This is a genomic window from Filimonas zeae (assembly GCF_014641615.1).
Classification (GTDB): Bacteria; Bacteroidota; Bacteroidia; order Chitinophagales; family Chitinophagaceae; genus Filimonas; species Filimonas zeae.
The window spans coordinates 1229452-1245159 of the sequence record NZ_BMIB01000001.1; the positions used below are offsets into that span (position 1 = coordinate 1229452).

The window sequence follows — 15708 nt, forward strand, 5'->3', positions numbered from 1 at the left end:
TGTTTTAACTGATAAATAGGGTTAGCTGGTTTTAAAAACGGCTATGCGGTTGCCATTCCAGTAATAGAGGGCATGCCTGTTTTCAAAATAATACAGGTTAATGCCGTTGGAGGGGAGAATGAGTGAGGTGATGGTGGGGTAGGCAATGTCTATCTGCCCCGGTGGTTCCGGGTGCAGGCCATAGGTTACTTTCTGATTATTGTGGAGGGGTATAGAAAAGTCTTCCACCCACTGCCAGTTATAGCCGGTGTCTGTACCCATTAGCAGCAGCAGCTTCAGGGTTTGCTGTTCTTTTATCAGCATTGCCATGTCTGTACGCTGATCATCGTTGATGTCCACGGCGGCATACCAGGGCATGGCATAGGTTGTATCGTAGAAAGACCAGAAGCTATTGTCGTAATCGGCCTGCGTACAAATGCGGCATCCCGGAAACGTATTGCGTATAAAGGTCGCCAGCGTATCTGTTGGTGCTTGGGTAACCGTAAACTGTGTAGCGGGCAGCATTAGCTGGCGTACATCTGGTGTAGGGTTGTTGCATGCCACTACAGGCAGTAATAACAGGTATATAAGCTTGTTCAACATGTTTGTTTGTATGGCATATAAGTGCCAATTATTTTAACGGATGAATCGTTAAAAAATAATAGTTACAGATTACCAGGAGCCGTTAGCGGCAGTATAGGTTTGGCCGTTTACTTTGGTGGTACAGCCAGAGGTTCTTACGTGCTGTACATTCGGGTGGCCGCCTGAAACTGTGCCTGCGTTTACTTTGGTATTAGAGGCGTCTTCCAGGAAGATGCCGTGACTGGTGGAGTTGGCAATGTCTACAGTACTAACAGTAGTTCCGTTACTGCCGGATACACTGAAAAATCCACGGCCGCTGTTACGTGAGTACACTTTGGTACAGGTAACGTTGGGGCCGTTGTTATTAGCTACGCGAAAAGTGGCATATCCGCCGCCGTTGCAGTTGTAGTTACCGGTTACGGTGCCTACGCTGCCGTTTTTAGACTGGTTCAGCAATACACCGCAGCCATAGTTGTTGCTGCTGGTTACGTTGCCAATGGTAAAGCCATCCAGTCCGTAGGTTTCAATAGACATATCGCCGCCGTTGATGTTAATGTTACCGCTGATGTTGAGGTTACTGGTAGCAGCCGTACTATGGTCAACCCGTATACCCAAACCAAACTGGCCCGAGCCGTTAGTAAGGTTCATGGTAATGTTGCTGATGGCCATGTTGGTACAGCCTTTAAACCAGATGCCGTAACGCGGGTTGCCGGCTACATTCAGGTTCTTTACTTCAATCTGTGTTTTACGGTCTGCCTGTACAGGTACAATCAGCAGGTCGTTACTATTGCAGGTAAAAGTGGTGCCTGCAAAATCCAGCCCGGTATAGCTTTGCATTTTAACGCCTTTTACGGCACCGCCTGAGTTACCGGAACTTCCTGAGTTTTTAATGGTTACCCACTCTTTACTGGTGCGTCCGGGTGTTAAGCCACCTATGGCTGCGTTAATGGCGCCGATATAATCTGTTCCCAGGTATATCTGGGTGCCGTTTACACTGGCGCGGTAGTTGGAACCGATTTTTACCACTTCTGCACTGCTGGCAGCTGCTACTGCGGCTAATTGACCAGGAACGGAAAGGGAAGCGGTGTTTTCTTCAGGTGCAACCGAGTTTTTGGAGCATCCTGCAATAATTACGGCTACTGCCATTGCCATGGAGGCAGCTACCTTTACAGGCATTGCAATCTTTTTCATAAGACTTCTTTAAATAGTTAAGCGAATCGTTAAAATAATTGGCTTACTAAATATGCTGAATATTGTCTGTAACAGTGTCCTGTACCGTCCCGCGGCAGTCCCAGTATGAAACTTATCTTTCTCTATTTGGGAATTTTGATTCTTTTAACTTTTGTAAGTTGTTGGTTATTAGTTGGTTTTTGGTTTGGCATGCCTGTTGAGGTCTAATATATGTCCGTTTTTAATCCGAAAGAAAACTGTGAACGTAGGGTAGCTGGCCGCTGAACCAGCTACCCTTTTTTATTGCCTGCTATTGAACCTTCAGTATAACAGAAGCCGGTGTTAATCCTTCTGCTTCTGCAGTCACCTTTATCTCACCTGTTTTTCCTTGTTGCGTACGCACAATTACCATACAATGGCCATTGAATGCGCTTTTTTCTGTACTGGCAAACGATTGCATATCAGCAGCATTGCCGTTGTCGGTGGCGGCTATTGTACCGGGGCCTTGTATGGTAAAGCGGAGTTTGTTACCGGCACGGGGTGCTGTAGTGCCGGTGGCATCTGCAACGCGTACGGTAATAAAGGCCAGATCGTGCCCGGTAGCCTGCAGGGCACTGTGGTCGGCAGAAAGCTGAAGTTGCGAGGCATTACCCGCGGTATGTATTTCATCTTCCGCCCATTTTTTACCATTGCGGTAGGCTATTACTTTCAGCTGGCCGGGTTGGTAGGTAACCTCATCCCAGCGGAGGCGGTATTGGTTAAGGGCTTTCTTTTTTCTACCCAGCGAGCGGCCGTTTAAAAATAACTCGGCTTCATCGCCAGAGGTAAACACATGCACAGGTGTGGTATCACCTATACGGTCGGGCCATGTCCAGTGCGGTAATATATGTGCCATGGGGTGTTGCGGACGCCAGTAAGCCTGATACAGGTAATAGCGGTCTTTTTTAAAGCCAGCCAGGTCAATTACACCAAAATAAGAGCTGCGCGATTGGTAGTAGGGAGAAGGCTCACCCAGGTAATCCCAGCCGCTCCACACAAAGCCGCCTGCCACATAAGGGTGGTTTTCCAGTGTGCTGAATACTTTATCTGCCGAAGAGCCAAACTCTACCGAATACAATTCATAAGCGCTTACCTGTTGCGTAGTATCATTACCGCCCTGTTTGTTTTTAACCGGGGCGCTGATGCCTTTATATACCGGAAACAGGTATTCGCCACGGCTGCTGAGGGCAGCAGCGTTTTCAGAACTCAATATCATTTTGCCGGGAAACTTCTCATGAAACTTTGGAAACAGCGGAGGCGTAGTAATGCCTTTGAGGCCTTTGTAAGCCTCGCTGTAGCGGATGCCTTCGCCCTGATAGTTCAGGCTGATAACGTCTACTTCCTGCGGCAATGGCATATCGGGTTTGGCATAGTTCATGGCAACGGTAGCGGGGCGGGTAGTATCTTCTTCTTTAACAAACTGGTATAACCTTCTTGCTACGGCGGCTCCTTTTTCGGCGGTGTATTGCTCACCTACTTCGTTACCAAAACTCCAGAGTATAACGGAGGGGTGATTACGGTCTCTGCGTATCAGCGCACGCAAATCCTGCTCGCTCCAGTCGGGGAAGATGAGGTGAAAATCCCAGGGTGTTTTCTTTGTTTCCCAGGAGTCGAATACTTCATCTACTACCAGAAAGCCCATGCGGTCGGTTAATGCCAGCAGTTCGGGTGCGGGCGGGTTGTGCGACATGCGGATGGCGTTGCAGCCCATATCGCGCAACATTTGCAGCTGCCGTTCGGCGGCGCGCACGTTGAAGGCAGCGCCCAGGGCACCCAGATCGTGGTGCTGGTTGGCGCCTTTGATAATAATTTTCTCTCCGTTTACCAGCAAGCCTTTTTCGGCATCAAACTGCAGTTTACGTATACCAAACAGGGTGCTATAGGTGTCTGTTGGTTGTCTGTGGTTGTATACGCTGGTAATAGCTATGTATTGGTTGGGTGTTTGGGTAGGTGGTGGTCCCCATAGTTTTGGGCGGCTTATAACGGCTGTGCTTTTAATAGTGCTATCTGTACCGGGCAGTAACGTGGTGGAGGCGTGTGTAATGCGCGCTAGAGGTTTGCCGGTGGGTTGCCCGCCAGGGGTGGCCGCAAATATTTCTGTAACAGCAGTAATATTTGCTGTTGTGGTGGTTTGGTTGGTAAGGGTTAGTTGCATATCTGCCACGGCACTGGCAGCAGATACATTACGGGTAGTAATGAAAGTGCCCCATTGCGCCGTGCGTACTTTGTTTACTCTGGTAAGCCATACGTTGCGGTAAATGCCGCCGCCGGGGTACCAGCGGGAGGAATTGAGCGGGTTATCCAGCCGTATAGCCAACTGGTTAATGCCACCGGGTTTTATGTAAGGTGTAAGATCTATCTGCCACGAGGCATAACCGTAAGGCCAGCCACCTGCCAGGTGACCGTTTATCCATACCATGGCATAAGACATGGCGCCATCTATTTCCAGTATAATGGATTTGCCTGCATCGGCGGCAGGTATATTTAGTTTTTTGCGGTACCAGGCAACGCCCTGGCTGGGCAGGCGCCCCATGCCGCCGCCTACCAGTGCTGGTTCGCCCTTGTAAAACGGACCTTTTATAGCCCAGTCGTGCGGCAGGTCTACACTTTCCCAGGCGTTATCATCAAAGCTGTTTTGTACAAAGGAAAAGTTGCTGCCGGGGTTGCCTTGCGGCCTGGTATGGCGTGCGTTTGCATTTTTAATAAAGGCATTACCGGTAGGTAGTATATAGGGTTTTAATACAGTGCGCTGCGTTGTTACCTGTATGGCCTCTGTGGGGCGTGCATCGGCAGGTTTATCATCTCTGGCATCTGTTATTTCCGGCCTTACATCGTATATAAGGCTATCTGGTTGTTCGCTGGTAGCGTAGCGGTAAAATTTCCAGCCGTTGCTTATACAGGTACGTTCCCGCAGCGGGGCTTTGGCAACCTGCGCCTGCAGGGTTGTTACCAGGGCCAGCGTTGCGCACAACAGTAAGCTTTTTGTTGTAAAGTCGTATAAGTTCATATAGCTGGTTTCTTCTGAATATACTATTGATAATTACTGGTCTGTGCGGAAGGGAGAGGCTGGCAATCCTTCGCGGTTGCAGAGGTTGGGCTGATCGGGGTTATCTGCCCAGGCATATCGTACATATAGCGGCTGTGGTATTTTAGGGGAGGATACTACCACCGTATTGTTTACAATGGTTGCCTGTGCCCATACAAACTTTTTATCGGCCCCTGCAATAGCAAAAGCGCCGGGCGCCTCACCATTGCTGGTGGTTAAACCGCTGCCGGTATTACTGAAGCTGAGGGTGATGGTATTGCCTGTTACGGCAGCGCTATGAAAAAGCGGGCCGGAGTAAACTATGTTTTCGTTGTAAGCAAGGTGTTGTGCAGCCAGGGCCAGCCGCAGGCCTACGTCTTTTTTGTTATCGGGGTGTATATCGTTCCATTCGCCCAGGCCCATGGTTACCGCCATGCCGGTGTTGGGTAGTTGCAGGGCGTGCAGCTGCGCTTCGCGCATCAGGGCCCAGTTGCTTTCGCCGGGTGTGTAGCTTACTTCCATAAAATCGGGCAGTTGCGCATATACAAAAGGTATATCGCCCTGCTGCCATTGTTTACGCCAGTCGGCAATAAAGCTTTTTAAAAGGGCCTCATAATTGCCGGGGTTGCCTGCATTGCTTTCGCCCTGGTACCAGGCAATGCCTTTAATGGCGTAGCGGGTAAGGGGGCTAACCATGGCATTGAACAGTGCTGTGGGTTGGTTTTGTGCGGCCAGTGGTGTGTTACGGGGTGGTGCTGTGTTGTATACATCGCCCACTTTGTATTGCCAGTAACCTTTCAAATCAATGGTTTGGTTACCTGCTTTAATGTAATAAGGTTTATCGGGTACAAAGCCGCCTTTGCCAGACTGGCTTATAACACGTATGGTGATGGTGTTTTTGCCGGGCTTCAGCATGTCTGCGGGCAATGCATATCTTCTCTGCGGGTACTGATAGGAGGTGCTGCCCGCTAAACGGCCATTGATGTATACGTAATCTGCATCTACAATTCTGCCCAGGTATAGTTTTGCGGGTTGACCGGTCATAGATGCCGGTACTTCTATTTCGCGGCGGTACCATACGGTGCCATTCAGGCGGCGGGCGCCCTGGTCTTCCCAGTAGCCTGGTATATTGATGGTACGCCAGTTTTTGGGGGTATAATCTGCGTGGTACCAGGGCAGGGGGCCCGTTAAGCCCGGGTCTGTTTCGTGTGCAGGCCTGCCGGCAGCAGCGTCTGCAGCGGCCAGGCGGTTGCGGTTATTTACGTATGCAGTGTCTTTATTCTGCTGAATAGTGGCGGTAATGTTGGGGAAGGTTTTTAATCCTTCTTCGCTGGTCCATGCTTCAATGGGGGTACCACCTACGCTGGTGTTGATAATGCCTATAGGTATTTTGTATTGCTGATGCAGGTGCAGCGCCATAAAATAGGCTACGGCAGAAAACTGTTTCACATCCTGCGGGTTGGCTGTTTTCCAGTAGCCTGCAGGCAGCTGTTGTTGAGGCTGTTGCAGATTGGTAAGCGTAGGTACCCAGAATTGTCTTATCTGTGTAAACTGTGCTGCGGCAATATCAGCGGTATAGGTTTCTTCATGCAGTTGTAATTGGTGTACCATGTTCGACTGGCCGGCGCATACCCATACATCGCCTACATATATATCGTTTAACTGAATGCTGTTACTGCCTTTGATTTGCATGGTGTAGGGGCCACCCGCCTTCATGGGCTGTAGTTTCAGCTGCCATTCACCGTTAGTTGCGGTACGGGTATCAAGGCGCTGACCGTTAAACTGTATGTTTATTTTTTCACCGGGTGTAGCCCAGCCCCATATTTTAACAGGTGCGTCCCTTTGCAGTATCATGCTGTCGCGTACCAGACGGGGCAGCGTAACGGTGGCGCGGGCTTGCAGTAGTGCTATGGAAAGCAGCAGTGATAGTATGATAGGTTTTACAGGCATAAGCATTGGTAAAATAGTTATATATGGATGGTGGTGCGTAGCTGTATCAGCCTTGCGGCAAGGCTGGCTGCTTAGGTTAATGCTGCGCCAGACTGCTTTGTGGTATGTTGCCTTCCTGCATTGCTGCTCAGCTGCCATGCAGGAAGGGAAATAGTTGTTATTATGTAATTACTTACGCGCAGTAATGGTTTGAATAGTGCCATCCGCGTTGTAATGCAGTTCTGTTGCTTTTACATTACGCAGATATGTTTTGCCGGATAACTGCACATCATGATAGAACAGATACCATTTACCGTCTTTCTCTACAATGGAGTGGTGGCTGGTCCAGCCTTCAACCGGGTTCAGTATTACACCCTGGTAACGGAACGGTCCGTATGGGTTATCGCCAATAGCATAACAGATGTTATGGGTGTCACCGGTAGAGTAAGAGAAATAATACTTTCCATTATACTTATGCATCCACGCTGCTTCAAAAAAGCGCTTGCTGTTGTCTTTTTCTTTGTAAGGGGTACCTTTTTCGTCGGTAAGCAGTAATTCTTTTACCGGGCCGTCGTAGCTGGTCATATCAGCAGTCAGTTTGGCTACGCGGGGTAATATAGCAGCTTCTTCGGGCTGGCGGTTGCCTTTGGTGCTGTCGTATTTATTGTTGTTCCAGCGTTGCAGCTGGCCACCCCATATGCCGCCAAAGTACATATAAAACTTACCATCATCATCTTTAAACACACAGGGGTCTATACTGTAGCTGCCTTTTATAGGCTCTTTGGCAGGGGTAAAAGGGCCTTCCGGTTTGCTGCTGGTAGCAACACCTATATGAAATATGTCCTGCTTGTCTTTTACCGGAAAATACAGATAGTAGGTATTGTTGGCAAAAGCAGCATCGGGCGCCCATAACTGGCGGCCTGCCCATGGAATGTCTTTCACGCTCAGTGCAACTCCATGATCGGTTACTTTACCTCCCACAGAATCCATAGAAAGAATGTGAAAGTCTTTCATATCGAAATGGCTGCCCAGATCATCTTCCGGAATACCGGTAGCGGTATCGTGCGAAGGGTATATGTAAATGCGGTTGTTAAATACGTGTGCAGAAGGGTCTGCTGTATAGATATGTGATACCAGCGGTTGCGACAGGTATGCTGCGGCTTTACCGGTATCTGTTTTTGTGGTGGTGCTGTCTTTGTCAGATGAATGGGAGGCGGGAGAGTTACAGCTGAACACGGCTGTGGCAGTGGCAGCGGAGGCAAGTAATGTTAGTGCAGATACTTTCATTTGTTCTTTTTTATTGGATGATTGTTACTGTATGGTGTTGGTTATCCGTTGCCTGGTGCATACGGGAATTTCAGGTTCTGATAATACTCCAGGGTATGCGCCGGTTTTTCGTATTGTGCCGGTATCGGTTGCTGCGAAAACTGCTGAAAATACAGCAGGCAGGCATCTCGCCACCATACTGCTTCACGCTGCTGTATACCCAGCATCAGCTGTACCTGTGTATAGCGTTCTTTATCTATATAAGGTTGTAGTTGCTGCCATTGCTGCTGCATGGTGCGTACCTGTGCCACGCCCTGGTTGTAACGGAAACAAAGCTCCTGCCATAGCGACCGGCCCGTGGGCATACGGTGTTGCCAGGATACGTGGTGAAACCACAGCAGGTATTCGCTGCTGCAGGTGTTACTATCTGCCCAGGCTGCAGCGGCAGCCGGGTGATATTGCGCCAGTGCGTTGCTGCCGGTAGCGGTGCGGTTAAAGCCAATGCCGGCGCTGTCGGCACGGTGGTAGTATACCGGGTTCCAATCAGCCCGTGGCAGGGTATTGCCCCAGGGCAGCGGGCCGTAATGATGGCCGTTACCCATAATATGGTGCAGGCCCAGCGGCGTCATGTAGTTTACCATGGCTTCGCGGCTTTGCAGCATTATTTGTTTGCAGGTGTTTACTACTGTGGTTTTGTTGCTCCATGTCTGGCGTATCCATTCTTCTGCAATGGTTTCGCTGCTTTGTGCAGGGTTCCAGGCAAGTTTGCCCAGTGCATACCAGTTGGCCTGTGCAAAGGGGTGGCTGCACCAGTTAATATCGTTACCTATATTGGCTACCCCGGCTATACCGGAAACAGATTTGGTTACCGTACTGCCTTTTCCGTTTATATGTGTATCGGCATCCAGTGTTTCTTTAAACATGGGGGCTTCATATACCAGATGTGTGCCCTGGCCCAGGTATTCCTGCGTTAGCTGAAATTCCATCATCAGCGGTGTTTGGGGCATAGCGCCGAATAAGGGCGAAAATGGCTCGCGGGGCTGAAAGTCAATAGGGCCGTTCTTCACCTGTACCATTACATTTTTGCGGAATTGTCCGTCCAGCGGTTTAAACTCGTTATAAGCCTGTTTAAAGCGGTCTTCCGGTGTTTCATGGCTGTATACAAATGCCCGCCACATAATAATGCCGTTATAAGGTGCTACAGCATCGGCCAGCATATTGGCCCCATCAGCATGGGTACGTTTATAATCCTGCGGGCCGGGCTGTCCCTCGCTGTTGGCTTTTACCAGAAAGCCACCAAAATCGGGTATCAGCGTATAAATTTCTTTTACTTTCTGCTGCCACCATTGCTGTACCTGTGGTTGTAGCGGATCGGCCGTGGACAGGCCGCCCATTTCAATAGGGGCAGAAAAGCGGGCGGTAAGGTATACTTTAATGCCATAGGGGCGAAACACATCTGCCAGTGCTTTTACCTTTTGCAGGTAATCGCCGGTCAATATCCAGGCATTTGCGTTTACGTTGGTTAATACCGTACCGTTAATGCCAATGGAAGCGTTGGCGCGTGCATAATCTATGTAACGCTGATCTATATATCCCGGCAGCGTATGCCAGTTGAATATAGAAATACCCGCATATCCTCTTTCCACATAGCGGTTCAGGTTATCCCAATGGTTCAGTAGACGCAGAGCCAGTTTGGGCGTGGAATGTATGTTCAGTTGTATAAGTGGTTGCCGGGTCTGCATCAGGCGCAGCAAATGAAAGCCGCCGTATAACAAGCCTATATCTGTTTGTGCAGATAGTGTGATAGCGGTGTTTGTTGCGTTGGATTGCAGCTGGAAGCCTTCACTGCCTAAAGATGCGTTGGCAGAAGTGGTACGAATAATGAGGCCTGCCCCGTCGGGCTGGTTTACAAATGTGATGGGTTTGCCCAGCATGCGCGATAAAGCCTGTGTAAGTTCCTCTTTCAATACGGCAAGGGTGGGAGAGGTGCTATCTGCCAGATAAACGGTGCCGGTTTGCCGCAGATACTGATTGCGAAGGGATATATCCTCTACCGGGGCATACCTGAGCCATAGCTGATAACCGTTTTCTGCCTTTCCGGCTGATGGATGGATAAATTGGATTAGGAAAATGGCCCAAAGGCAGATTATTTTCCCTGAGGTGAAAATGGCCTTCATTTATGCAATCGGTTTCGTTGATGAAATCAAAGATATAGGAGTTTATTTGAAATAAAAAAATGCAACCGGTTGCGGCTGGTTGCAGCACTCTTTTTACAAGAGGGCTTGCAGGGGTATTGTAACTGAATACGCCTATTTTTGAAAGGGAATACTTTCAGAGCCAGTTCTAATGATATGAAAGACTCAGGGAACAATTTGCGGGATTATATCTTCTTTGGTAACTTCTTTTACGGAATGTGTGCCACGGCTTTGAGTATAGAGGCGGCTTATCAGATGCAGATACCCCTGAACAACTGGATTTTTTACGTGGTGTTATTCAGTGCCTCTATAGTTTATTACACTTATGCCTACATCAGCGAGCAGTATGTAAACCCTAACAATAAGCGCAGTGTATGGTATTATACACACAAGGTTACCGTACGCTGGTCGCAAAACTTATTCAGCGCGTTAGCCATAGTGGGTACTTTGCTGCTACTGGCACAGTATTACCGTGGCTTTGCGGTTATACCGCTTAGCCACTGGCTGGTAGCCCTGCTGTTTCCGGTGGTAGCGGCTTTGTATTACGATATTCCGGCATTGCGTTTTCTCAGTCTCAACCTGCGGCGCACGGGGTGGATGAAGCCTTTTGTAATAGGTTTTGTGTGGACGGGTGTGGTAACTATTTATCCGTTGCTGTGGCGGGAGATACAATCGCGCGAGGTATATCCTTTTGCGTTAATGACTGGCTGGCTGGCGTTGAAAAACTGGATGTATATAACGGTGCTGTGTATTATGTTTGATATTAAGGACTATGCATCTGACAGTAATAATCAGTTAAAAACCTTTGTGGTGCGTGCCGGGTTGCGACGTACCATTTTTAATATTCTGATGCCCATTGTATTGCTGGGGCTTATATCGCTGCTGCTGTTTTCGGTATACATGCATTTTACGCCTTTACGGGTATTACTGAATGTAGTACCTTTTATAGTAACGCTGGCAGTAGCCTACTCTATGCACCAGCGCAGAAGCATCTTATATTACCTGGCGGTAATAGATGGTTTAATGCTGGTGAAGGCGCTGTGCGGTATACTGGCAGCTATACTGGTATCCTAACGGTTTCTTCGCCCGGTGCGCTTTCCATTTCCAGGCTTTCGTGGTATTCAATTATTTTATTAACTACATCTGGGCGATTGTGATCATGTGTTGCGGGTTGAGGCGGTGGAAGATGTCACAATGACAATTATCAGTTCCCTTGCGGCACTGGGCTTTTGCTGCCGTGTGATGCTTTGATGCTCACACGGTTGTACCGTTAAAAGGCGGATGTGCAAAATAAATAATGGTTAACTGCCAAAAAAGCTGCATTTTCATGCGGCGTTTTCCTGTTTTCAGGCGTCTATTAATGCACAAACCGCCATATGTTATTGCTGAGATTTCCGTACGGGCGTAACCCTGTTTTGCTGATTGCGCTTTTGCTATTGCCGGTGTTACTGCCTTCCCAATATTATCCTGTATCCTACCTGGGCATGGAGCAGGGCCTGTCCAACAACTCTGTAATGAGTATTTACCAGGATAAAGATGGCTTTATGTGGTTTGGTACCTACGATGGCCTTAACCGCTACGATGGTTATGAATGCCGGGTATTCCGCAACCAGATAGGCGACAGCACTTCCCTGCTTACCAATACCATATATACCATTGATGGCGATGAGGCGGGCCATATATGGGTAGGCGGCATGAAGGGGGCTTGCGTATACTACCCCGCCACCGCTTCGTTCCGGCAGCTGCGTTATGTGGCTGAGGGCAATACACAACCTGTTTTGTTACACGATAATATACAGCGTATACGCGCGGTAAATGCCGATATGGTGTTAACCGGCGGGCAGCAAACCGGCCTGGTATTGTTTGAAAATGGTAATACAACCGGCACGCAGATACCGCTGAACATGTTGCCGGGTAATAAATGCTGTTACAACGTAATTGCTATTGATGCCGCAGCAGACAAACGCTCTGCCTGGGTATTTATACAGCAGAGCGGGTTGTTCCGGTTTGATTTTGCTACAAAGCAATTGAACCTGGTGAGTAATACCTTACGCCATGCCAATTGTATACGGGCTACTGCCGATGGTAACCTGTGGGTAGGCAGCAACGAGGGGCTGGCCAGGTTTAATACCGTTACCGGTGTGTATGAGTCTGGGGTATTACCAGGCAGAAACCGGGTGATTAATTTATGTGAAGACCGCAAACATACTTTATGGATAGGTACGGATGATGCCGGGATCTTCACCTGGGCAGGTGGTGTAGCCACACCGTTGCCGGAAAAATTTGCCTTATCGCCCGTTACCCGCAGTATTTCTGTATGGGGTATTTACGAAGATGCTTCGGGGCGTAAATGGATAGGCACGCTGCGGGGCGGGGTGAGTATGATTGAGGCCCGGCCGGATTATTTTACCAAAGTACTGTACCGCACCGGAAAGGAGCAGCCGGTAGATAATTTCATTTTCAGCTTTTGCGAAGACAATCGCGGGCAGTTATGGATAGGAACCGATGGGGCGGGCCTGCGGTGCTGGAACCGGCAGCAGAACACTTATCACAATTATATACATGTACCCGGTTCTGCCGAAGGGCTCAGCAGCAATTTTGTTACCTCTATTATACAGGATGCAGGTAATGATATCTGGGCATCCACCTGGTCGGGCGGCGTAAACCGCATTACTCCGGGCAGTTTTGCTGTAACCCGTTATGCCTGCTTTAACCCTTACACAGGGCAGGAAGAAAAGAATGTATGGGTGCTGTATCAGGATAAACAGCAACAGTTATGGGCCAGCGCCACCAACCATGGCAGCCTGTACCGGTTTAAAAAAGAGGCCAACCGTTTTGAATTGTTTGATACGGCCCTGGCAGATCTGCAATGCCTTACTGAAACAGCAGATGGTACTTTCTGGGGCGGCAGCTATTCCTCGCTCATTTGCATTGACCGCCAGCAGCGGCGCCACGTAAATTTTAAAATGGGTTATACCATCCGCTGTATTGTGGACGATGGAAATGGTTTTTTATGGGTAGGCACACAGGAAGGGGGATTGCTGCATTTTAATCGTCGCACCGGTAAATACCGCCGGTACAGCACGGCAGACGGCTTGCCTGGTAATACCATTTTACGCATTCTTACAGATGCGCGTGGCGATTTGTGGTTAAGTACCTACAACGGCCTCAGCCGTTTCCGGTTTAAAGAAAAGCGATTTACCAATTACTCTTATACAGATGGTTTGCAGAGTAACCAGTTTAGTTTTAACGCTGCAGAACGCCTTTCTACAGGTGAGCTGGCTTTTGGCGGCATTAACGGGTTTAATCTTTTCAGGCCGGACAGCATTCATGAGCAGGATTTGCATGCGCCGATATTGCTGAACGGGCTTTTCGTAAACAATCAGCCGATTGAAAAAAGTCCCCGCTTTGTAACAGAGCGTACCGTCAATGGCATTCATACCATACGGCTGCCGTACGATCAAACTACCCTCTCGCTCAATTTTGTGCGGCTTACTTTTAATGGTACCGATAAAACCAAGTATGCTTTTCTGCTGGATGGGTGGGATAAAGAATGGCATTATATTAATAACGCCCGGCAGGCCAGCTATTCCCGTTTGCAGGAGGGTACTTACACCTTTAAAGTACGTGTTGCTGATGCAGATGGTATATGGGAAGAACCGGTATCGCTGCTTACCATAACCGTACTTCCGCCCTGGTACCGAAGCTGGTGGGCATACATATTATATATAGCAGCGGCGGCAGCTCTTGTTTGGGTATACCGCCGTTACATGCATACGCAGGCGCGCCTGAGGTACGAGGTAAAACTGGCGCACCTGGAAAGTGAAAAGGAAAAGGAGATAGCGGAAAGGCAGCTTTCGGTGTTTACCAATATTTCTCACGAATTCCGTACGCCGCTTACATTGATTATTAACCCGTTAAAGAATGCGGTGGCGGGGCTGGAACAAACGCCTCTGCAGCAGGAGCTGCTGACGGCCCAGCGCAATGCCCACCGTTTGCTAAGCCTGGTAGACCAGTTATTGCTGTTTAAACGGGCCGACAGCGGGGGCGATCAGCTGCATATTACCGCTTTTCGCCTGCAGGAGCTTTGCCAGGAAGTGTTTTTATGCTTTACCCAGCAGGCTAAAACGCGGGGTATTGAATATACTTTTTCCCCTGCCAGAAGCAGTGGAAACTGGTATGGCGATTATGAAAAGCTGGAAATTGCCCTGTTTAACCTGTTATCTAACGCTTTTAAGTTTACACCGGATGGTGGTAAAATTACGCTGGATATGCAGGAGGAGGGAGAGAACGTATCCATTTCCATTACAGATACCGGCTGCGGCATCAGCGAAGCAGAGCAGCTGCGCATTTTTGATAAGTTTCACCAGGTAAAAGCATCCGGAAGGCAGCAGATGGGCTTTGGCGTAGGGCTGTACCTGGTAAAACATTTTACTACCCTGCATGGCGGCAATGTGTTCTGCACCAGCACCCCTGGCAACGGCACGGTGTTTACCATACGATTGCCAAGGCAGCAGGCAGTGCCGGAAACCATTATGGAAAAACCGGCGGCGGCAGAAAAAACGCCGGTGTACCTGGAAGAACTGATGGACCATACTCAGGTGCCGGAGCCCGTTAAAGTGGAAGCGCCGGTGCAGCATGGCCTGGTGGCTGAGGAGTTGCTGACGGCTAAAAAGTCGGTACTGATTGTAGATGACAATGAAGAAATGCGTAACTACCTGCAGCTGCTTTTTACCCCCGGCTATCTGGTACATGTGGCAGCCAGTGGGGAAGAGGGTTACCAACTGGCAGAAAAACATAAGCCGGATATTGTTATCAGCGACATATTTATGCAGGAAATGAGCGGAGTTGACCTGTGCCGCCGTATAAAAGAATCGGAATCGCTGGCGCATATACCTGTAATTCTGTTAACAGCCACCACCAGCGAGGAACTGAAATTGCAGGGCATAGAAGGTGGGGCAGATGACTACCTGAACAAACCGTTTGACAGTGATATTCTGCTGGCACGGGTAGAAACCATACTTAAAAACCAGCACCAGCTGCGGCGGTATTATCTGGATAGCATCAGTTTAAAGGAGCACAGCCATAAAGTACCGGCAGAATACCAGCATTTTATGCAGAAATGCATTGAAATCATTGAAGAAAACATGGAAAACAATGATTTTAACATGAAAATGTTTGCCCGGGAAATGGGAATGAGCCATTCTAACCTGTACACTAAGGTAAAAGCCATTTCGGGTCAGTCCGTTACCGCCTTCATGCGTTCGGTTCGCATACGCCGGGCGGCGGTATTAATGCTTACCGAAAACCTGAGTGTAAAAGAAGCAGCCTTTCGGGTGGGTATTATTGATGCCAAATATTTCCGCGAACAATTTGTGCGCATCTTCGAAATGACCCCTTCAGACTATATTAAGAAATACCGGTACTCTTTTAACAGGGATCTCAACACGGTTCCAAAAGACGAATAAATGTTCGTTTTTAGCTTAAAACTGTGATTTTGGCCCCCCTCTTTCATGATTTGCC

Annotated in this window: 8 protein-coding genes; 2 read left to right on the forward strand and 6 right to left on the reverse strand. The window is 48.8% G+C overall.

Features of this window, described 5'->3' with window-relative positions; translation table 11 throughout:
* Positions 1–21: 21 nt before the first annotated feature.
* The 6 genes from IEY13_RS04890 to IEY13_RS04915 form a co-directional block, all read right to left on the reverse strand.
* Entirely contained in the window at positions 22–582 is a 561-nt protein-coding gene (locus IEY13_RS04890) for a hypothetical protein (RefSeq protein WP_188950820.1), read from the reverse strand.
* Between the two features lie 69 nt (positions 583–651).
* Positions 652–1752 carry a right-handed parallel beta-helix repeat-containing protein gene (locus IEY13_RS04895; protein WP_188950821.1) on the reverse strand — a complete coding sequence of 367 codons (1101 nt, stop codon included), beginning with the start codon at positions 1750–1752 and terminating at the stop codon, positions 652–654.
* Between the two features lie 289 nt (positions 1753–2041).
* A complete protein-coding gene (galB, locus tag IEY13_RS04900) occupies positions 2042–4777 on the reverse strand; it encodes a beta-galactosidase GalB (RefSeq protein ID WP_188950822.1) in 2736 nt (911 codons plus the stop codon).
* Between the two features lie 33 nt (positions 4778–4810).
* The gene (locus IEY13_RS04905; protein ID WP_188950823.1) at positions 4811–6745 is read right to left on the reverse strand and encodes a sialate O-acetylesterase; all 1935 of its coding nucleotides are present in this window, start codon (positions 6743–6745) and stop codon (positions 4811–4813) included.
* Between the two features lie 168 nt (positions 6746–6913).
* Positions 6914–8011: a glycoside hydrolase family 43 protein gene (locus IEY13_RS04910; RefSeq protein ID WP_188950824.1), complete on the reverse strand. Its 1098-nt coding sequence runs from the start codon at positions 8009–8011 to the stop codon at positions 6914–6916.
* A gap of 41 nt (positions 8012–8052) precedes the next feature.
* Positions 8053–10167: an alpha-glucuronidase family glycosyl hydrolase gene (locus IEY13_RS04915; protein ID WP_188950825.1), complete on the reverse strand. Its 2115-nt coding sequence runs from the start codon at positions 10165–10167 to the stop codon at positions 8053–8055.
* Between the two features lie 138 nt (positions 10168–10305).
* Between IEY13_RS04915 and IEY13_RS04920 the strand changes: the two genes are divergently transcribed.
* Complete coding sequence (locus IEY13_RS04920) at positions 10306–11259, forward strand: UbiA prenyltransferase family protein (RefSeq protein WP_188950826.1); 954 nt, start codon at positions 10306–10308, stop codon at positions 11257–11259.
* Between the two features lie 302 nt (positions 11260–11561).
* Positions 11562–15653, forward strand: a complete 4092-nt coding sequence (locus IEY13_RS04925; protein WP_188950827.1) for a hybrid sensor histidine kinase/response regulator transcription factor — start codon at positions 11562–11564, stop codon at positions 15651–15653.
* Positions 15654–15708 lie beyond the last annotated feature (55 nt).